Raw genomic sequence first — 14,414 nt, 5'->3', positions numbered from 1 at the left:
TCCCCCCTTGGGCTAGACCGCGCGCGAAACCGGCATGCCAAAAGGTGCATCATGGCCAAACCCAAAAAGACCCCACGTCCCAAGGCGGAAACGCCCAAGGGCTTTCGTGACTATTTCGGCGCCGAGGTCACCCAGCGCGCCGAAATGCTGCGCAAGATTGCGGCGGTCTATCATCGGTATGGCTTCGATGCGCTGGAAAGCTCAGGTGTCGAAACCGTTGAGGCTCTGGGCAAGTTCCTCCCCGATGTGGATCGTCCCAACGAAGGTGTTTTCGCCTGGCAGGAGGACGCCGAGGCTGACAAGCCGGGCGACTGGCTCGCCCTGCGCTATGACCTGACAGCGCCCTTGGCGCGCGTCTACGCCCAGCACCAGAACGACCTGCCCAAACCCTACCGCCGCTACGCGATGGGCCCCGTCTGGCGCAACGAAAAGCCGGGTCCGGGGCGGTTCCGCCAGTTCTATCAATGTGATGCAGACACCGTCGGCGCCCCCTCGGTCGCTGCTGACGCCGAAATCTGCGCGATGCTCGCCGACTGCCTCGAAGAGGTCGGCATCCCCCGCGGCGACTACGTGATCCGCGTGAACAACCGCAAGGTGCTGAACGGCGTGCTCGAAGTCGCTGGCCTCGCGGGTGATGACAAAGAACGCGAACGCGGTATCGTCCTACGCGCCATAGACAAGCTGGATCGGCTCGGGCCAGATGGTGTCCGCGCGCTGCTTGGAGCAGGTCGCAAGGACGAGAGCGGCGACTTCACCGAAGGCGCAGGCCTATCAACCCTGCAAATCGATAAAGTGATGGGGTTTGTAAACTCGCATTTCGAGGTCGGCAACAAGCTCGCCGAAGAAGCAGCTAACGCCGAAGCCGAAGGCGATGCTGATCGCGCGCGCCAACTGCACTGCGCTCGATACTCTGTCGACCCTGCATTTCGGGACCGCGAGGAGAAGATGCGCTATGGCGACTACCGGCACATCTGGAATCGTCGTGTGATCCAGCACTTGAAGAGCCTGATCGGTGACTCAGCTGTTGGCTTCGAAGGCGTCGAAGAACTTCGCAGCATCCAAGAATTGGTGGAGAGCGCGGGTTACTCCGACGTGAGGTTTCAAGTTGACCCATCCGTTGTACGTGGCCTCGGCTACTACACCGGCCCGGTCTACGAAGCCGAACTGACCTTCGACATTCAGGACGAGAAAGGCCGCACGCGCAACTTTGGCTCCGTGGCGGGCGGCGGGCGCTATGACGATCTCGTCAAGCGCTTCACCGGGCAGGAAGTCCCGGCCACAGGCGTTTCCATCGGGGTCGACCGGCTGCTCGCTGCCCTGCAGGCTAAGGGGCGGATGGCTGCAACCGACGCAGGTCCGGTCGTCGTGACCGTGATGGACCGCGACCGCATGGCCGATTACCAAGCCATGGTCGCGGAGCTGCGGCAGGCTGGGATCCGGGCGGAGGTCTACCTCGGCAATCCGAAGAATTTCGGCAACCAGCTCAAGTATGCGGACAAGCGCGGCAGCCCGGTCGCCGTGATCGAAGGTGGAGACGAAAAAGAGCGCGGCGTCGTGCAGATCAAAGACCTGATCCTCGGCGCGCAAATCGCCGAGAGCGCGACGCTGGAAGAGTGGAAGGACCGCCCCAGCCAGTTTGAAGTGCCGCGTGACGACCTCGTGGCGAAGGTCCGCGAGATCCTCAGCCAGCACGGCTTGCCGGACGGCAGCGCAGAGGTATGACCACCCGCGCCGAGACGCTCGCGCGCGCGGCTCAGCTGCGCGCCACCTTCGAGGCGGCGGGCGCTGTGCCGGTCGAGACGCCCATTCTGCAACCGGCCGAGACCCTGCTCGACCTCTATGGCGAGGAAATCCGCGCGCGCGCCTATGTGACCACGGATGCACTGCGGGGCGAGCAGATGCTGCGCCCCGATTTCACCGTGCCTGTGGTGGAAATGCACATGGCGCACGGCGCCGAACCTGCGCGCTACACCTACTCCGGCGAAGTCTTCCGCCGCCAGGAACACGACCCCGACCGAGCCAATGAGTTCGTCCAAGTAGGCTACGAGGTCTTTGACCGCGCCAACCCGGCGGCGGCGGATGCGGAGGTCTTCGCGCTCTTCGCGCAGGCCGTGGCACCCCTGAACCTGCGTGCAGCGACCGGCGACATCGGGATATTGATGGCCGCCGTACGCGGGCTCAACACCAGCGATGCACGCAAGGCCGCGCTCTTGCGGCACATCTGGCGTCCGCGCCGGTTCCGCGCCCTGCTCGAACGCTACGCGGGCCGCCTCGCCGTCTCCGCCCGCCGCGCCAAGCTGCTCGACGGCACGCTCGACTGCGATGCGCCGCTCATCGGCAAACGTACCCAAACCGAGATCGACGCACGGGTGGCCCGCCTACGGGCAGATGCCGCCGAGCCCCCGCTCAGCGGCGCCGAGGTGGACCTGCTCGACGCGCTGCTGAACGTGCGCGAAACCGTGCCCTACGCGCTCGCGCGACTGCGCGACATCGCCGTTGATCTGCCGAGCATCGGCAAGGCGGTGGACGGGCTGGCGGCCCGCGCGGAGGCCCTCGCCGCGCGCGGCGTGGACGTGGAGGCCCTGCCCTTCGAGGCGAGTTTTGGCCGGACATCCATGGAATACTACGACGGGTTTGTCTTCGGCTTTTTCAGTCCGCAGCGCGCGGATCTGCCCGCCGTGGCCACTGGCGGGCGCTACGACGCGCTGACCCGGCGGCTGGGGAATGGCGCGGAAATCCCGGCTGTGGGTGGCGTGTTGCGCCCCGGCCTGATGCTGGAGTTGGAGGTATGAGCGTGAAGCTGGGCGTGCCCTCCAAGGGGCGGTTGATGGAGAAGACCTTCGACTGGTTTGGTCAGCGCGGCATCACGCTGACACGCACCGGGTCTGACCGCGAATATGCGGGCGCGGTCGAGGGGATTGGCGGCGTCTCTCTGGTGCTGCTCTCGGCGGGAGAAGTGCCGCGCGAGCTGGCGGCCGGGCGGCTGCACTTCGGCGTTACGGGTACCGATCTGGTGCAGGAAAAGCTGCCGCTCTGGGAACAGCAGGTGGAGCCTCTGGCCGAGCTGGGCTTTGGCCATGCCGATCTAGTGCTGGCGGTGCCGAAAGCCTGGGTCGATGTGGACACACTCGATGATCTCGACGCGGCGGCCACGGCTTTCCGCGCCAAGCACCAAATGCGCCTGCGGATCGCCACCAAGTACCACCGGCTGGTGCGCGAGCATCTGCGCCATGCGGGTGTGGCCGATTACGCGCTGGTCGACAGCCAGGGCGCGACCGAAGGCACGGTGGCCAATGAAACAGCGGAGATGATTGCCGACATCACCTCCAGCGGCGAGACCCTGCGCGCCAATCACCTCAAGGTACTGGAGGAGGCGCCCATTCTGCGCTCGCAAGCGACGCTGTGGCGCAGCCGTGTGGCACAAGTGTCCGATGATGAGCGCGCGGTGGCAGCGGCTTTGGTCGCGCAGCTGGCGGGCTGACCGTCAGAGCACGCCGATCTCGGCCAGAGCCCGATTGAGTTCGACCGGCAGAGCCTCCTCACTCTCGCGCCCTTTCGGCAGGTCTGGCGGTGCGTCTTCGACCTTGAGATAGCGCCAGCCCTGGAACGGGCGCTTGAGGCTCGACTGGGTGCGAATGACCTCCGGGTCCAACACGATGGCACAGCGGCGGATGCCGTCCTGCCCGATCACCTCGTCCAGTCGCAGGATGCGCTGGCGGCATTGCAGCACGCCTTTCACCACCCAGTAAATCGAGCCGCCGTTGAGGATCTCCGCCTCGCGTTTCGGCCACATCCGGGTGATGTGGCGCGGCAAGCCATCGGGCCCCTGCGCACGCTTGGTCGCCTGCCACGCGATAAGGCTGTCCACGGTTTCAGAGCCCACGGAGAGCTTAATCAGGTTTACACAGGATTTATCCACAGGCTTTCCCACCGACCCACGCACAGAATCTGTCTTGATAGCAGATATCGTAGTCCAATTGCCCAAAGCTTCAATAGGTGGTAGATTGGCGGCCTTCTGGCCGCCATCAAGGAATCGATCAGCATGACCCGCTTTGCCGCTCCCATCGCCGAACAGATCTGGGACATGAAGTACCGTTTCAAAGAGGCGGACGGCACAGCCATTGACGCGACAGTCGAAGACACCTGGCGCCGAATCGCGAAAGATCTGGCGAAGGTCGAGGCGGATCCTGCGGCCTGGGAGGATCGGTTCTACGCTGCGCTGGAAGATTTCAAATACCTGCCCGCCGGGCGGATCACGGCAGGGGCGGGCACCGCGCGGCAGGTGACGCTCTTCAACTGCTTTGTCATGGGCACTGTGCCCGACAGCATGGGCGGTATCTTCGACATGCTGAAAGAGGCCGCGCTGACCATGCAGCAGGGCGGCGGCATCGGCTATGATTTCTCGACCATCCGGCCCAAGGGCGCGGATGTGAAAGGCGTGGCGGCGGATGCCTCCGGGCCGCTGAGTTTCATGGACGTCTGGGATGCGATGTGCCGCACGATCATGTCGGCAGGCTCGCGGCGCGGTGCGATGATGGCGACGATGCGCTGCGACCACCCGGACATCGAGGATTTCATCGCGGCCAAATCCGACCCCGCGCGCCTGCGCATGTTCAACATGTCCGTGCTGGTGACCGACCCCTTCATGGAGGCGGTGAAGGCCGATGGGTCCTGGGACCTGGTTTTTGGGGAGGAGGTCTATCGGACCGTGCAGGCCCGTGATCTGTGGAACCGGATCATGCAGGCGACCTACGATTACGCCGAGCCGGGTGTGATTTTCATCGACCGGATCAATGCCGCGAACAACCTGAACTATTGCGAAACGATTGCAGCGACGAACCCCTGCGGCGAGCAGCCCTTGCCGCCTTATGGCGCCTGCCTTCTCGGCTCGATCAACCTGTCGCGGCTGGTGAGTGACCCGTTCGAGGAGGCCGCCGCGCTGGATGAGGCCGCGCTGGACGATCTGGTCGCCGTGGCCGTGCGCATGATGGACAATGTGGTTGATGCCTCGAAGTTCCCGCTGGAGGCGCAGGCGCGCGAGGCGCAGGCCAAGCGCCGGATTGGTCTGGGCGTCACGGGGTTGGCGGATGCGCTTTTGATGGTTGGGCTACGCTATGGCTCGGACGAGGCGGCGCGTCAGACCGAGCGCTGGTTGCACCAGATCGCCCGCGCCGCCTACCTGGCGTCGGTGCAATTGGCGAAGGAGAAGGGCGCGTTCCCTCTGTTCGATGCCGAGGGCTATCTCGCGTCCGGGACCATGCAGATGATGGATGAGGATGTGCGCGAGGCGGTGCGCGACCATGGCATCCGTAATGCGCTTCTGACCTCGATTGCGCCAACTGGCACCATCAGCCTTTATGCGGGCAATGTCTCTTCGGGGATCGAGCCCGTCTTTGCCTATGCCTACAATCGCAAGGTGCTGCAGAAAGACGGCAGCCGCACGGAAGAAGAGGTGGTTGATTACGCCGTGCAGCTCTGGCGCGAGAAGTTCGGTGACGCGGAGCTTCCGCACTACTTCGTGAATGCCCAGACACTGGCGCCATCGGACCACGTGAAGATGCAGGCGGCGGCACAGAAATGGGTCGACAGCTCGATCTCGAAGACCATCAACTGCCCGGAAGACATCAGCTTTGACGCCTTCAAGGACGTCTACATGCAGGCCTGGGACACGGGCTGCAAAGGCTGCACCACCTACCGGCCCAATGCGGTCACGGGATCCGTGCTGAGCGTGGCCGAGGAGGCACCGGCGGACAAGAGTGCCCCTGAGGTGATCACCACCGATGCGGCCGAGCCGCAGCAGCCGCATGGCGATGTGATCTACATGTCTGAGCCGCTGGACCGGCCCAATGAGCTGGAAGGCAACACCTACAAGGTGAAATGGCCCGACAGCGAGCACGCGCTTTATATCACCATCAACGACATCGTCCTGAACGGCCACCGGCGGCCCTTCGAGGTCTTCATCAACTCCAAGAACATGGAGCATTTCGCCTGGACCGTGGCGCTGACGCGGATGATTTCGGCCGTGTTTCGGCGCGGCGGCGATGTGTCCTTCGTGGTCGAGGAGTTGAAGGCCGTCTTCGATCCGCGCGGCGGGGCCTGGATGCAGGGCAAGTACATCCCCTCGATCCTCGCGGCCATCGGTGGTGTGATCGAACAACATATGATCGCGACCGGTTTCATCGCCGGCGAAGGCATGGGTCTGAAATCGGACCCGCAGGCGCAGGTGGTGGGGCTCGACGGTGGACGCGGTCAGGCGTGCAGCAGCTGTGGCCAGTACGACCTGCGTATGGTGGAAGGCTGCATGACCTGCGGCAGTTGCGGCTATTCCAAATGCGGTTGAACTAGCCAGGCGCCCGCTTTTTTCACAAAGCTCCCAATCTCTCTGCGCGCAGGTCGAGCGGGCTGAGAGTGCGCCTTTACGGAATTTTCAACTTTCCTTCAGGACTTCCCGATACGTGCGGGCCTAGGCTGGCCTGACGCATTGCGCTGATTGCCTGCGTGCCTGCCAAGGCCGATGGTCGCGCTCTGCTGAGGCATGATCGCCTCCGCAAGTCCTTGTTTATTTTGAAAAGTTGTAAATCATGTTTGACCCCCTTTCTGATATCGTCCGCGCGCTCAATCTTTCGGGCGCGGTGTTCTTGAATGCGGAATTTACCGCACCCTGGGCCATCACCGCCCATGTCACCGAGGAAGACTGCCGCCCCTTCATGCCCATTCCCCGACAGGTCATCGCCTATCACGTGGTGATCGAGGGAGACATCCTGCTCTCGATGGATGACGGGCCGGGCTACCGCCAGCACCACCGCGCCAAACCGGGGGATGTCATCTTTCTGCCCGGCAATGCCAAACATGTTCTGGCCAGCTCCACCGGCCAGCTGCCCTTGGTCAGCGATGACCTGATCCTGCCCGAAGGCGCCGATGGTCTGGTGCAGGTCCGGCATCACGGCGGGGGCGCGCCCGCGCGGATGCTGTGTGGTTTCATGGCCAGCCATGCGGGCTCCACCCCGCTCTTTGATCTGTTGCCGGACGTTCTGATCATCAGCATCGAAAGCCTGGCCAAGCGCCGTTGGGTCGAAGCCTCTGCCATCATGGCGGCGACTGAATTCGTGCAGGGCCAGCTGAGCCATGGCAGGGCCGCCTCGGGCCTGTGCGAGCTTTTGCTGACCGAAGCGCTCTGCGCCTATATCGAGCAGACCGAGCAGCCCCCCGGCTGGCTCGGTGGCATGACACATCCGCGCGTCGCCAAGGCCCTGTCGCGGATTCACGGCGCGCTTGATCGCCCGCTCTGTGTCGAGGCGCTGGCCGCCGAGGTGAACATGTCGCGCTCGGCCTTCGTCAACCGGTTCACCGAGATCATGGGCATGGGCCCACGGCGCTACATCCTGATGCAGCGCATGCAGCAGGCGCTCCTGCTGCTCCAGGACCAGCAGATGACCATCGCCGAGATCGCCACCCGTGTCGGCTATGACGCGCCCGAGGCGTTCTCGCGGGCGTTCAAACGGGTGCATGGGCTTGCCCCCGCCCAATGGCGCGCCGCCGCATAACCGCGCTCACGGCGCGGCGGGGACCAGGCGCGCAATGTACATCATGCAGCGCACCGAAAATCCGAGGCTTTCATAGAGCGTGATCGCCGCCGTGTTCGAGGCATAGGCATGCAGGAAGGGCACCTCGTCGCGCGCTGCGATCTGCGCGGCCACATGCGCCGTCAACAGCCGGGCCAGCCCCTTGCCGCGATGATCGGGATGCACGCAGACCGCGCTGATCTCGGTGTAGCCCGGAAAGGCCAGACGCTCGCCCGCCATGGCCACCAACCGGCCCTCGGATTTGACGCCGAAATAGGCGCCCATCACCTGGGTGTGCCGCCGAAACGGCCCCGGCTGGGTGAGGGTGACGAGGTCGATCATCTCGGGCACATCCTCGGGGGTCAGGTCACAGGTGTCGGGGCCGTCGATGGCATCCACCGCGCGGGTCGGCAGCATCTGCACCCCCGGCGCGCGATCCACCGCGACCAGCCCCGCGCTGGCGAGGATCGGGTCGGCCTGCATCAGGACCGTGCCGTCGGGATGCTGCCCGATCAGCTGCGCCAGCGCCGCGGGGTCGGTTGCACCCCCCGGGCCCATGGTGCCGAAGGGCGCCACCTCAGGCCGAAACATTCCAGCGAGCCCGTTGCGCTGTCCCAGATCGGCCTGGAAGGTGTTCAGCGCGGCCCAGATCGGATGATCGAGCGTGCGCGGCACATCGAGGTTCAGCGCTTCGTGTCGCATCTGCCTGCCTCTGTCGTCGCGGGTTGCGGGGCGGGCCTGCCAACCCATTTCGGCAGGAACTGCATCGGGTCAGGCACCGCCTGGGCGTGGATCGGATGGGGCAGGGCGGCAAGCAACGCCTGTACCTTGCCTGTCCCGAAGCCCGCCAGCACATCCGAGGCGCCGCCCACCAGCGTGCCACCGATAAAGACTTGCGGCACGGTGCGCATCTCGGTGCGGGCAAAGAGCGCGCGCAGCACCTCACCGCCCCAATCGTCCTTGCGGTAATGGGCCGTGTCCACATCGACGGCGCGAAAGGGCACGCCCGCCGCGTCAAAGAGGCGCCGGATCGACCAGCAGAACTCGCACCATTCAAAGCCGAACATGACGATCGGCTGCTGCGCGTCCGTGATGACCTCTTCCACGAAGGCCGTGGCCGCGGCTGACACCGGTTGCGCCTGCGCTCCGTCGCTGGGTCTCTTCGCCCGGGGCACGGTAACGGAGGTGGCGATCCCGCGCTCCTCCTCCGACATCTCAACGTCGATATGGTCGAACAGGGGTGTCGTCAGATAGCGCTCGCCGGTGTCCGGAACCATCGCCAGAATATTGGCGCCCTCGGGCGCGGTCTCCGCGACCGAGAGGGCTGCCGCGACGGTGGCGCCGCCACTGATCCCGCAGAAGATGCCTTCCGAGCGCGCGAGATCCTGCGCGACGTTCAACGCATCCGCACCCGAGATCGGCTGCAACTGATCGATCAGCCCGGCGTCCACCGCATCACCCACCAGCTTGGGAATGAAATCCGGCGACCAGCCCTGCACCGGGTGCGCGCGTGCATTTGGGTGGCTGCGGGCGGCGGCGCCGTCCGGGCGGCGCTGCTGCGCGATGCCGCTGGACAGAAGCTGCGAGTTCTCCGGCTCCGCCACCACGATCCGGGTCGCGGGGCTGACCAGCCGCAGCGTGCGCGCGGTGCCCTTGAGCGTCCCGCCCGTGCCAAACCCGGTGACCCAATAGTCGAGACCGACCTGTGCGAAATCCCGCAGGATCTCGACCGCCGTGGTGTCCGAATGCACGGCTGCATTGGCCTCATTCTCGAACTGTCGGCAAAAGAACCAGCCGTGTTTTTCCGCCAGCGCCTCGGCGGTGCGGAACATGCCGGTGCCGCGCTCTGCCGCCGAGGTGAGCACCACCTTTGCGCCGAGGAAGCGCAGAAGCTTGCGGCGCTCGAGACTGAAGTTCTCGGCCATCACGATCACCAGCGGATAGCCCCGCTGCGCACAGACCATCGCGAGCCCGATCCCGGTGTTCCCGGAGGTGGCCTCGATCACGGTCTGCCCCGGTTTCAGCGCACCGGCCTTTTCGGCGGCGTCAATGACCGAAAGCGCCATGCGGTCCTTGACCGATCCCATCGGGTTGAAGGCTTCGAGCTTCACGAAGAGGTTCACATCGCGCGGCCCGATGCGGTTCAGCCGGACCACGGGCGTGTCGCCAATGGTCTGCAGGATCGAGGCCCGGGGGCCAGCGGCACCTTCCATGGCGGGGGTCACAGGCATGTTCATCGGAAAGATCTCCTTTGTCAGGTCACGCCGCCGAGCGGCTTTGCAAATGGGTGGCAAGATGCGCGGCAAGCTCTGCCGCATCGCTGCTCGCGCCGGAAATGTGGTGCGAGCGCCGACGGCGCAGGAACGGCAGTCCCAGCACGTAGAGCCCCGGCACCGCGCATACCCCGCCTTCATGCGCCAACCGCCCCCGTGCGTCGAAGCTGGGCACGTCGAGGAATGAAAAGTCGGGCGCAAAGCCGGTGGCCCAGAGAATGGAGGTGATCGCGCCATCATCCAGAGGCAGCGACAACACCGGCGGGTCCGGCAGCACGGTGGGTGCGGGGCGGTCTGGTGCGGGAAACTCGAGGTCCTGCGCGGCGACCCAGGCATCGGCGAGGTCCAGCAGCCGGTGCATCTTCAGGTCCGCCGAAGCCGCAAGATGGGCCAGCCCGCCCGAGAGCAGCGCCCTGCCATCCCGGATCGCGGCGAGCCGCCCAACCACGGAGATGCCAAGCGCCTGAAGGGCATTGAGATCAATGCTGTCCACATCGCCCATCAACTGCGGCGACGGCAGCTTCTTGGCCCGCGCCAGGTCAAAGATATCGTCGTTCAACTGGTCGAGCACACCGGTCACATGCAGCCAATGCTCGATATCCTCGCCGCGATAGCGGCGCGGCAGCCGGACGTGATTGCCCGCGGCCAGCGTCACCGCGCGCCCGTCCAGCCGCAATTCCCGCGCCAGCTGCGCACCCGAGGCCGAGGCGCCCACCACCAGGACACCGCCTGGCGGCAGGTCGGATGGGCGGCGATAGCGGTCCGGCGTGATCTGGACGATCTCGGGTGGCACATGCTGGGCCACGGCGGGCACAATCGGCCGTGCGGCAGCCCCTGTCGCAACCACCACGACCCGCGCGGTGAAGACCCCCGCATCGCTCTCGACCACGAACCGGTCGCCTTGGGTCGCGACCCGCTGGACGGCGGTTTGTGTGCGGATCTTTGTGCCAATGGTCTCCGCATAGCGCTCAAGCTGCGCGACAAACTCGGGTGGGGTCATGAAGCCATCGGGCGCGGGGCCTGCGTAAGGCGCGCCGTCCAGCCCGTTGGCCCAGTTGGGTGTCAGCATGCGCAGACTGTCCCAGCGCTGCGTGCGCCAGCTTTCGCCGATCTCGCCCCGGTCGATCACCAGGTGGTCGACCGAACGTCGGGACAGCGCGTGGCTCATGGCGAGGCCGCATTGCCCGGCACCGATGATGATCGCAGTTGTATGTGTCATGTGGCAAGTCTCCGGGGCGCGCCCGGCGATGCCGCCGGGCGTCTTTTGCAGAGCAGGTGGGGTCAGGCGACCGTCACATGCACCGCACTGGGGTTGGTGAGGATGTCGAAGACGGCAGAGCGCTTCTGCGACTGTGCGACCAGGGCCGCGATCTCGTCCTTCGTGGCATCCGCATCAATGTCGAAGGACACGCGGATGCTGCTGAAGCCGTTGCGCACATCCGGGTCGATCCCCAGGATGCCAGCGATGTCCATATCGCCTTCGACCTTGGCCTTGACCGACCGCAGCTGGATCTCGCGGTTCTGCGCGACCGAGGCGACCCCCGCGGTCAGACAGCTCGCCAGCCCGGAGAGCACGATCTCCACCGGCGTGGGGCCGTCATCCGGGCCCGCGAATTGCGGCGGGTGGTCGGCGTCGATGGTGAAAGTCCGGGTGTGCTTTTGCTCTTCGCCGAGGCCGTAAAAGCCGTCGATGGTCGAGCGGCTGTGCACCCCTTCGATCCACTCACAGCTGGCGCGCCAGGTGAATTGCGCAGCCTCTGGCGCGGCCTCCAGGGCCGTGCGCGCTTCGAGGATCGCGGCGACGTTGACGCCATTGTCGACAGTTGCGTTTGCTTGGTCAGTCATAGGTTTATCCATCAATGAGAAATGTCTGCACGGTGGCAGGGTGAATGCGGCAGCGCCGCGGTGACCCGGCCCGCCACAGCGGCCTGTCAGGACCGCATCGGGCGCACCGGAACATCTTGAGGGGGGCATCACATCTGCGGTGATCGCGGTGTGAGCAGCCCCGTCTTGATCAACTCGTCGGGCAAGTCAGCCGGTTGGCGACGGGGCCGACAGGGGCCCCGGAATCCCATTCCACCTCGTCCGGCGCCCCGGTCAGGGGAAGGGCCTGGGCGGCATCCGCCCGGACCTCCGTGGCCAGCAAAAAGGCCAGTGCCGAGGCTGCAAGAATGACATGTGACATGTGATTTACCCTTTCAAATCAGAGTGTTTTCGAAAAATCAGGCGACAGGCGCGGCGATACAGCTGCGCCCGATCTCGCGGATGTGCCGATGATCGGTGCCGCAACAGCCACCAAAGACCTTGAGGTTCGGCAGCAGCGGCAGCAGGCTCGCGTAGTCGAGAGCGAGCTCGAACGGGTCGCCGTCGTCCAGCGTCGCGGCGGCGTCGAGCTCGGCGTGGCTCATCCGCGAGGCATTGGCCCGCAGGCCGCCGATCCGGTGCGCCCAATCTGGCTCGGCCGCGAGCACATCGCGGAAATGATCGGGATGCGCGCAGTTGATCATGTAGTAGGTCGGCGCATGGGTGCCGTCGCCGTCCACCTCCGCAATCGCCGCCCCCAGGTCCTGACCGGAGGGCAGCCGCCCGTCGGTCTCCAGCGTGAAGGCTAGCGCCAGCGGCAGCTTCCGCCGGGCACAGGCGCGCGCGATGCCCGCAGCTTCGCCTGCGTGGGTCATGGTAATCGCGCTGATCATGTCCACGCCCGCCTGGTCGAAGACCGCGATCTGCTTGGCGTGATAGGCCTCGGCCTCCGCCGCCGACATCATCTCATCGGCGACATAGCCGTCCCCGCGCGGCCCGATATTGCCGCTGATCACGAAGGGGGCGTCCGCCTCATGCGTCGCGCGCAGCTCGCGCAGAAGCTCGACCGCCTGCCGGTTTGCCTGGGCCAGCGCCGGCGCGTCATAGCCCAGCCGCAGCCCCCAGTCGGAACTCGCCCGCCAGGTCGCACTGTCGAGGATGAACCCCGCGCGCTGCTCCTTGGCCACGCGGATATGGTTTTCATAGTAGCGGCGCAGCGCCGCGCGCCCGTCCGCGGTTTTCAGCAGCGTGAAGGCGGCGAAATAGGGCAGCTCCAGACCGTCATGGAAGATCAGCGTCGTCTCGATGCCGCCATCGGTCAAAAGGCGTGTGCCCTTGAGTTGCGGCAGGTCCTGGCGGTAGGTCGGGCGGATCATGGCAGGCTCCGGTTTGGGTTGCGTTGCCCCTGCCTACGCACTGGAGCCTGCCACGCGAATGACCGAACCGCCCGACCACATGACCGAACCGCCGGACCTGATCACGGCCCCGTGAGAGCCCGCACCTGCACGTCAATGATGGAAAACACGGCCAGCAGCGCGCCTCTCCGCCGCCCGCATCGACAGAACAGCGTCTATCGGGCCATGGTCCTGATGGTCGCACAGAGGCCGCTGTTGTTCGATGGCCCGCCGCCGAAAGCCGGGTCTCCGGGGCGCCGCTGCCGTTCCGCCAGGACCGGCGTCAGGCAAGCCACTCAAAGAGATACCCCGCGGCCAGAGACCCCGACACCGCCAGCGCCAGATATAGCAGAAACGGTTTCAGCTTCAGCACCGGGGCGATGGCCATGGCGCCCCAGATGCTGACCACGCCGCCCGAAATCAGGAAGGCCATCGCCGCACCTTTCGACATTCCGTTGTCGATCAGCGCCCGCGTCAGCGGAAGCGCGGCATAGCCGTCGATATAGGCGGGCGCACCGACAAAGACCGCCGCCGGGATGGCCCACCATTGGTCCTCACCGACATAGGCGGCAAGGGCTCCCGGCGTGAGCGCGGCATTGAGCGCGTATTCCGCGGCAAAGGCCGGAATGAGACAGATCAGGATCAGGCGTGACGTCGCGCGAAACTGGGTCCGAAACGACGCGCGGCGGCTCTCGCTCTGCCACACCCACGGTTGGAACGGTTGACCCGCCCCGCAGCGCGGCTTCAGCAGCGCGCTGGCCAGACCTCTGTCGCGCAGGGCAGCGCGTGCCCACCCCCGCGTCGTGAAGAGCGCGGTGACGGTGCCGCCAAAGACGCCGATCCCGAAGGCGCCCACTGTTTTGCCAACCGCAAAGGCCCACCCCAATGTGGCCGCCGTTGTCGCCAGCATGGCCGGGTCGGTGACCGGCGAGGACAGCCAGAAGGCCATGATCGGCGCAAGCGGCACACCCGCCGCCAACAGGCCCACCATCATCGGCAAGACGGTCACACCGCAGACCGGCGTCAGCGCGCCAACGAGTGATGCGGCCAAGACCGACGGCAGCAACCGGCCTTCGAAGGCCGCCGCGATGCGCCCGTCGGCCCCGCTGGCGATGATCCAGGCGGCCAGCACGATACCCGGGATGACAATGGGGGCGACGGAGACAAGCCCCCAGATCACGAACCCGGCGGCACCGATGAGGTGATCAGGCCAGAGCGTGGCACTGACCGCCAAGATCACGGCAACGGCCAAGATACCACCTGTTTTCCAGGATCTTTTCTCGATTGAGCGGGTCTGATCCATCATCGACACCTCCGTGATCGCTAGACTAGATCAAGGCTGCAGCATATATGAAACGCATAGTTCTGATATTAACCATCGG

General features: G+C 65.5%; 13 protein-coding genes and 1 pseudogene. 5 read left to right on the top strand and 9 right to left on the bottom strand.

Features of this window, described 5'->3' with window-relative positions:
- Positions 1-51: 51 nt before the first annotated feature.
- From hisS to hisG, 3 genes are read left to right on the top strand one after another with little or no spacing between them, the layout of a single operon-like run.
- Positions 52-1,722, top strand: coding sequence for a histidine--tRNA ligase (gene hisS, locus ACVC7O_RS19145; protein ID WP_458323713.1), 1,671 nt, complete (start codon positions 52-54; stop codon positions 1,720-1,722).
- Positions 1,719-2,792 carry an ATP phosphoribosyltransferase regulatory subunit gene (locus ACVC7O_RS19140; RefSeq protein ID WP_458323712.1) on the top strand — a complete coding sequence of 358 codons (1,074 nt, stop codon included), beginning with the start codon at positions 1,719-1,721 and terminating at the stop codon, positions 2,790-2,792. The genes hisS and ACVC7O_RS19140 overlap by 4 nt, the downstream gene beginning before the upstream one ends.
- On the top strand, positions 2,789-3,481 hold the full coding sequence (gene hisG / locus ACVC7O_RS19135; protein WP_458323711.1) for an ATP phosphoribosyltransferase: 693 nt from the start codon (positions 2,789-2,791) through the stop codon (positions 3,479-3,481). The genes ACVC7O_RS19140 and hisG overlap by 4 nt, the downstream gene beginning before the upstream one ends.
- 3 nt (positions 3,482-3,484) lie before the next feature.
- Here the strand turns inward: hisG and ACVC7O_RS19130 are convergent, their stop codons facing one another.
- Positions 3,485-3,919 carry a DUF1489 family protein gene (locus tag ACVC7O_RS19130; protein ID WP_458323710.1) on the bottom strand — a complete coding sequence of 145 codons (435 nt, stop codon included), beginning with the start codon at positions 3,917-3,919 and terminating at the stop codon, positions 3,485-3,487.
- A 123-nt stretch (positions 3,920-4,042) separates the two neighbouring features.
- Here ACVC7O_RS19130 and ACVC7O_RS19125 point away from each other — a divergent pair, with 123 nt between their 5' ends.
- Positions 4,043-6,340 carry an adenosylcobalamin-dependent ribonucleoside-diphosphate reductase gene (locus ACVC7O_RS19125; RefSeq protein ID WP_458323709.1) on the top strand — a complete coding sequence of 766 codons (2,298 nt, stop codon included), beginning with the start codon at positions 4,043-4,045 and terminating at the stop codon, positions 6,338-6,340.
- 241 nt (positions 6,341-6,581) lie between these two features.
- On the top strand, positions 6,582-7,544 hold the full coding sequence (locus ACVC7O_RS19120; RefSeq protein ID WP_458323708.1) for an AraC family transcriptional regulator: 963 nt from the start codon (positions 6,582-6,584) through the stop codon (positions 7,542-7,544).
- A gap of 6 nt (positions 7,545-7,550) precedes the next feature.
- Here the strand turns inward: ACVC7O_RS19120 and ACVC7O_RS19115 are convergent, their stop codons facing one another.
- From ACVC7O_RS19115 to ACVC7O_RS19080, 8 genes and pseudogenes are all read right to left on the bottom strand, one after another.
- Positions 7,551-8,264, bottom strand: coding sequence for a GNAT family N-acetyltransferase (locus ACVC7O_RS19115; protein WP_458323707.1), 714 nt, complete (start codon positions 8,262-8,264; stop codon positions 7,551-7,553).
- Positions 8,246-8,629, bottom strand: coding sequence for a glutaredoxin (locus ACVC7O_RS19110; RefSeq protein WP_458326117.1), 384 nt, complete (start codon positions 8,627-8,629; stop codon positions 8,246-8,248). Before ACVC7O_RS19110 ends, ACVC7O_RS19115 begins: the two co-directional genes overlap by 19 nt.
- Positions 8,630-8,743: 114 nt before the next feature.
- Positions 8,744-9,793: pseudogene (locus ACVC7O_RS19105) on the bottom strand (PLP-dependent cysteine synthase family protein); the annotation flags it as partial.
- A gap of 28 nt (positions 9,794-9,821) precedes the next feature.
- Positions 9,822-11,054: an FAD-dependent oxidoreductase gene (locus ACVC7O_RS19100; RefSeq protein ID WP_458323706.1), complete on the bottom strand. Its 1,233-nt coding sequence runs from the start codon at positions 11,052-11,054 to the stop codon at positions 9,822-9,824.
- Between the two features lie 62 nt (positions 11,055-11,116).
- Positions 11,117-11,680: an OsmC family protein gene (locus ACVC7O_RS19095; RefSeq protein WP_458323705.1), complete on the bottom strand. Its 564-nt coding sequence runs from the start codon at positions 11,678-11,680 to the stop codon at positions 11,117-11,119.
- Between the two features lie 169 nt (positions 11,681-11,849).
- Positions 11,850-12,020 (bottom strand): hypothetical protein, encoded by a 171-nt coding sequence (locus ACVC7O_RS19090; protein WP_458323704.1) that lies wholly within the window; start codon positions 12,018-12,020, stop codon positions 11,850-11,852.
- A 37-nt stretch (positions 12,021-12,057) separates the two neighbouring features.
- Positions 12,058-13,014: a homocysteine S-methyltransferase family protein gene (locus ACVC7O_RS19085; protein WP_458323703.1), complete on the bottom strand. Its 957-nt coding sequence runs from the start codon at positions 13,012-13,014 to the stop codon at positions 12,058-12,060.
- A 301-nt stretch (positions 13,015-13,315) separates the two neighbouring features.
- Entirely contained in the window at positions 13,316-14,338 is a 1,023-nt protein-coding gene (locus ACVC7O_RS19080; protein WP_458323702.1) for a permease, read from the bottom strand.
- Positions 14,339-14,414: the final 76 nt, after the last annotated feature.

The sequence above is a fragment of the Roseobacter cerffii genome (assembly GCF_054226325.1).
This window is presented reverse-complemented; position numbering and strand designations above follow the sequence as displayed.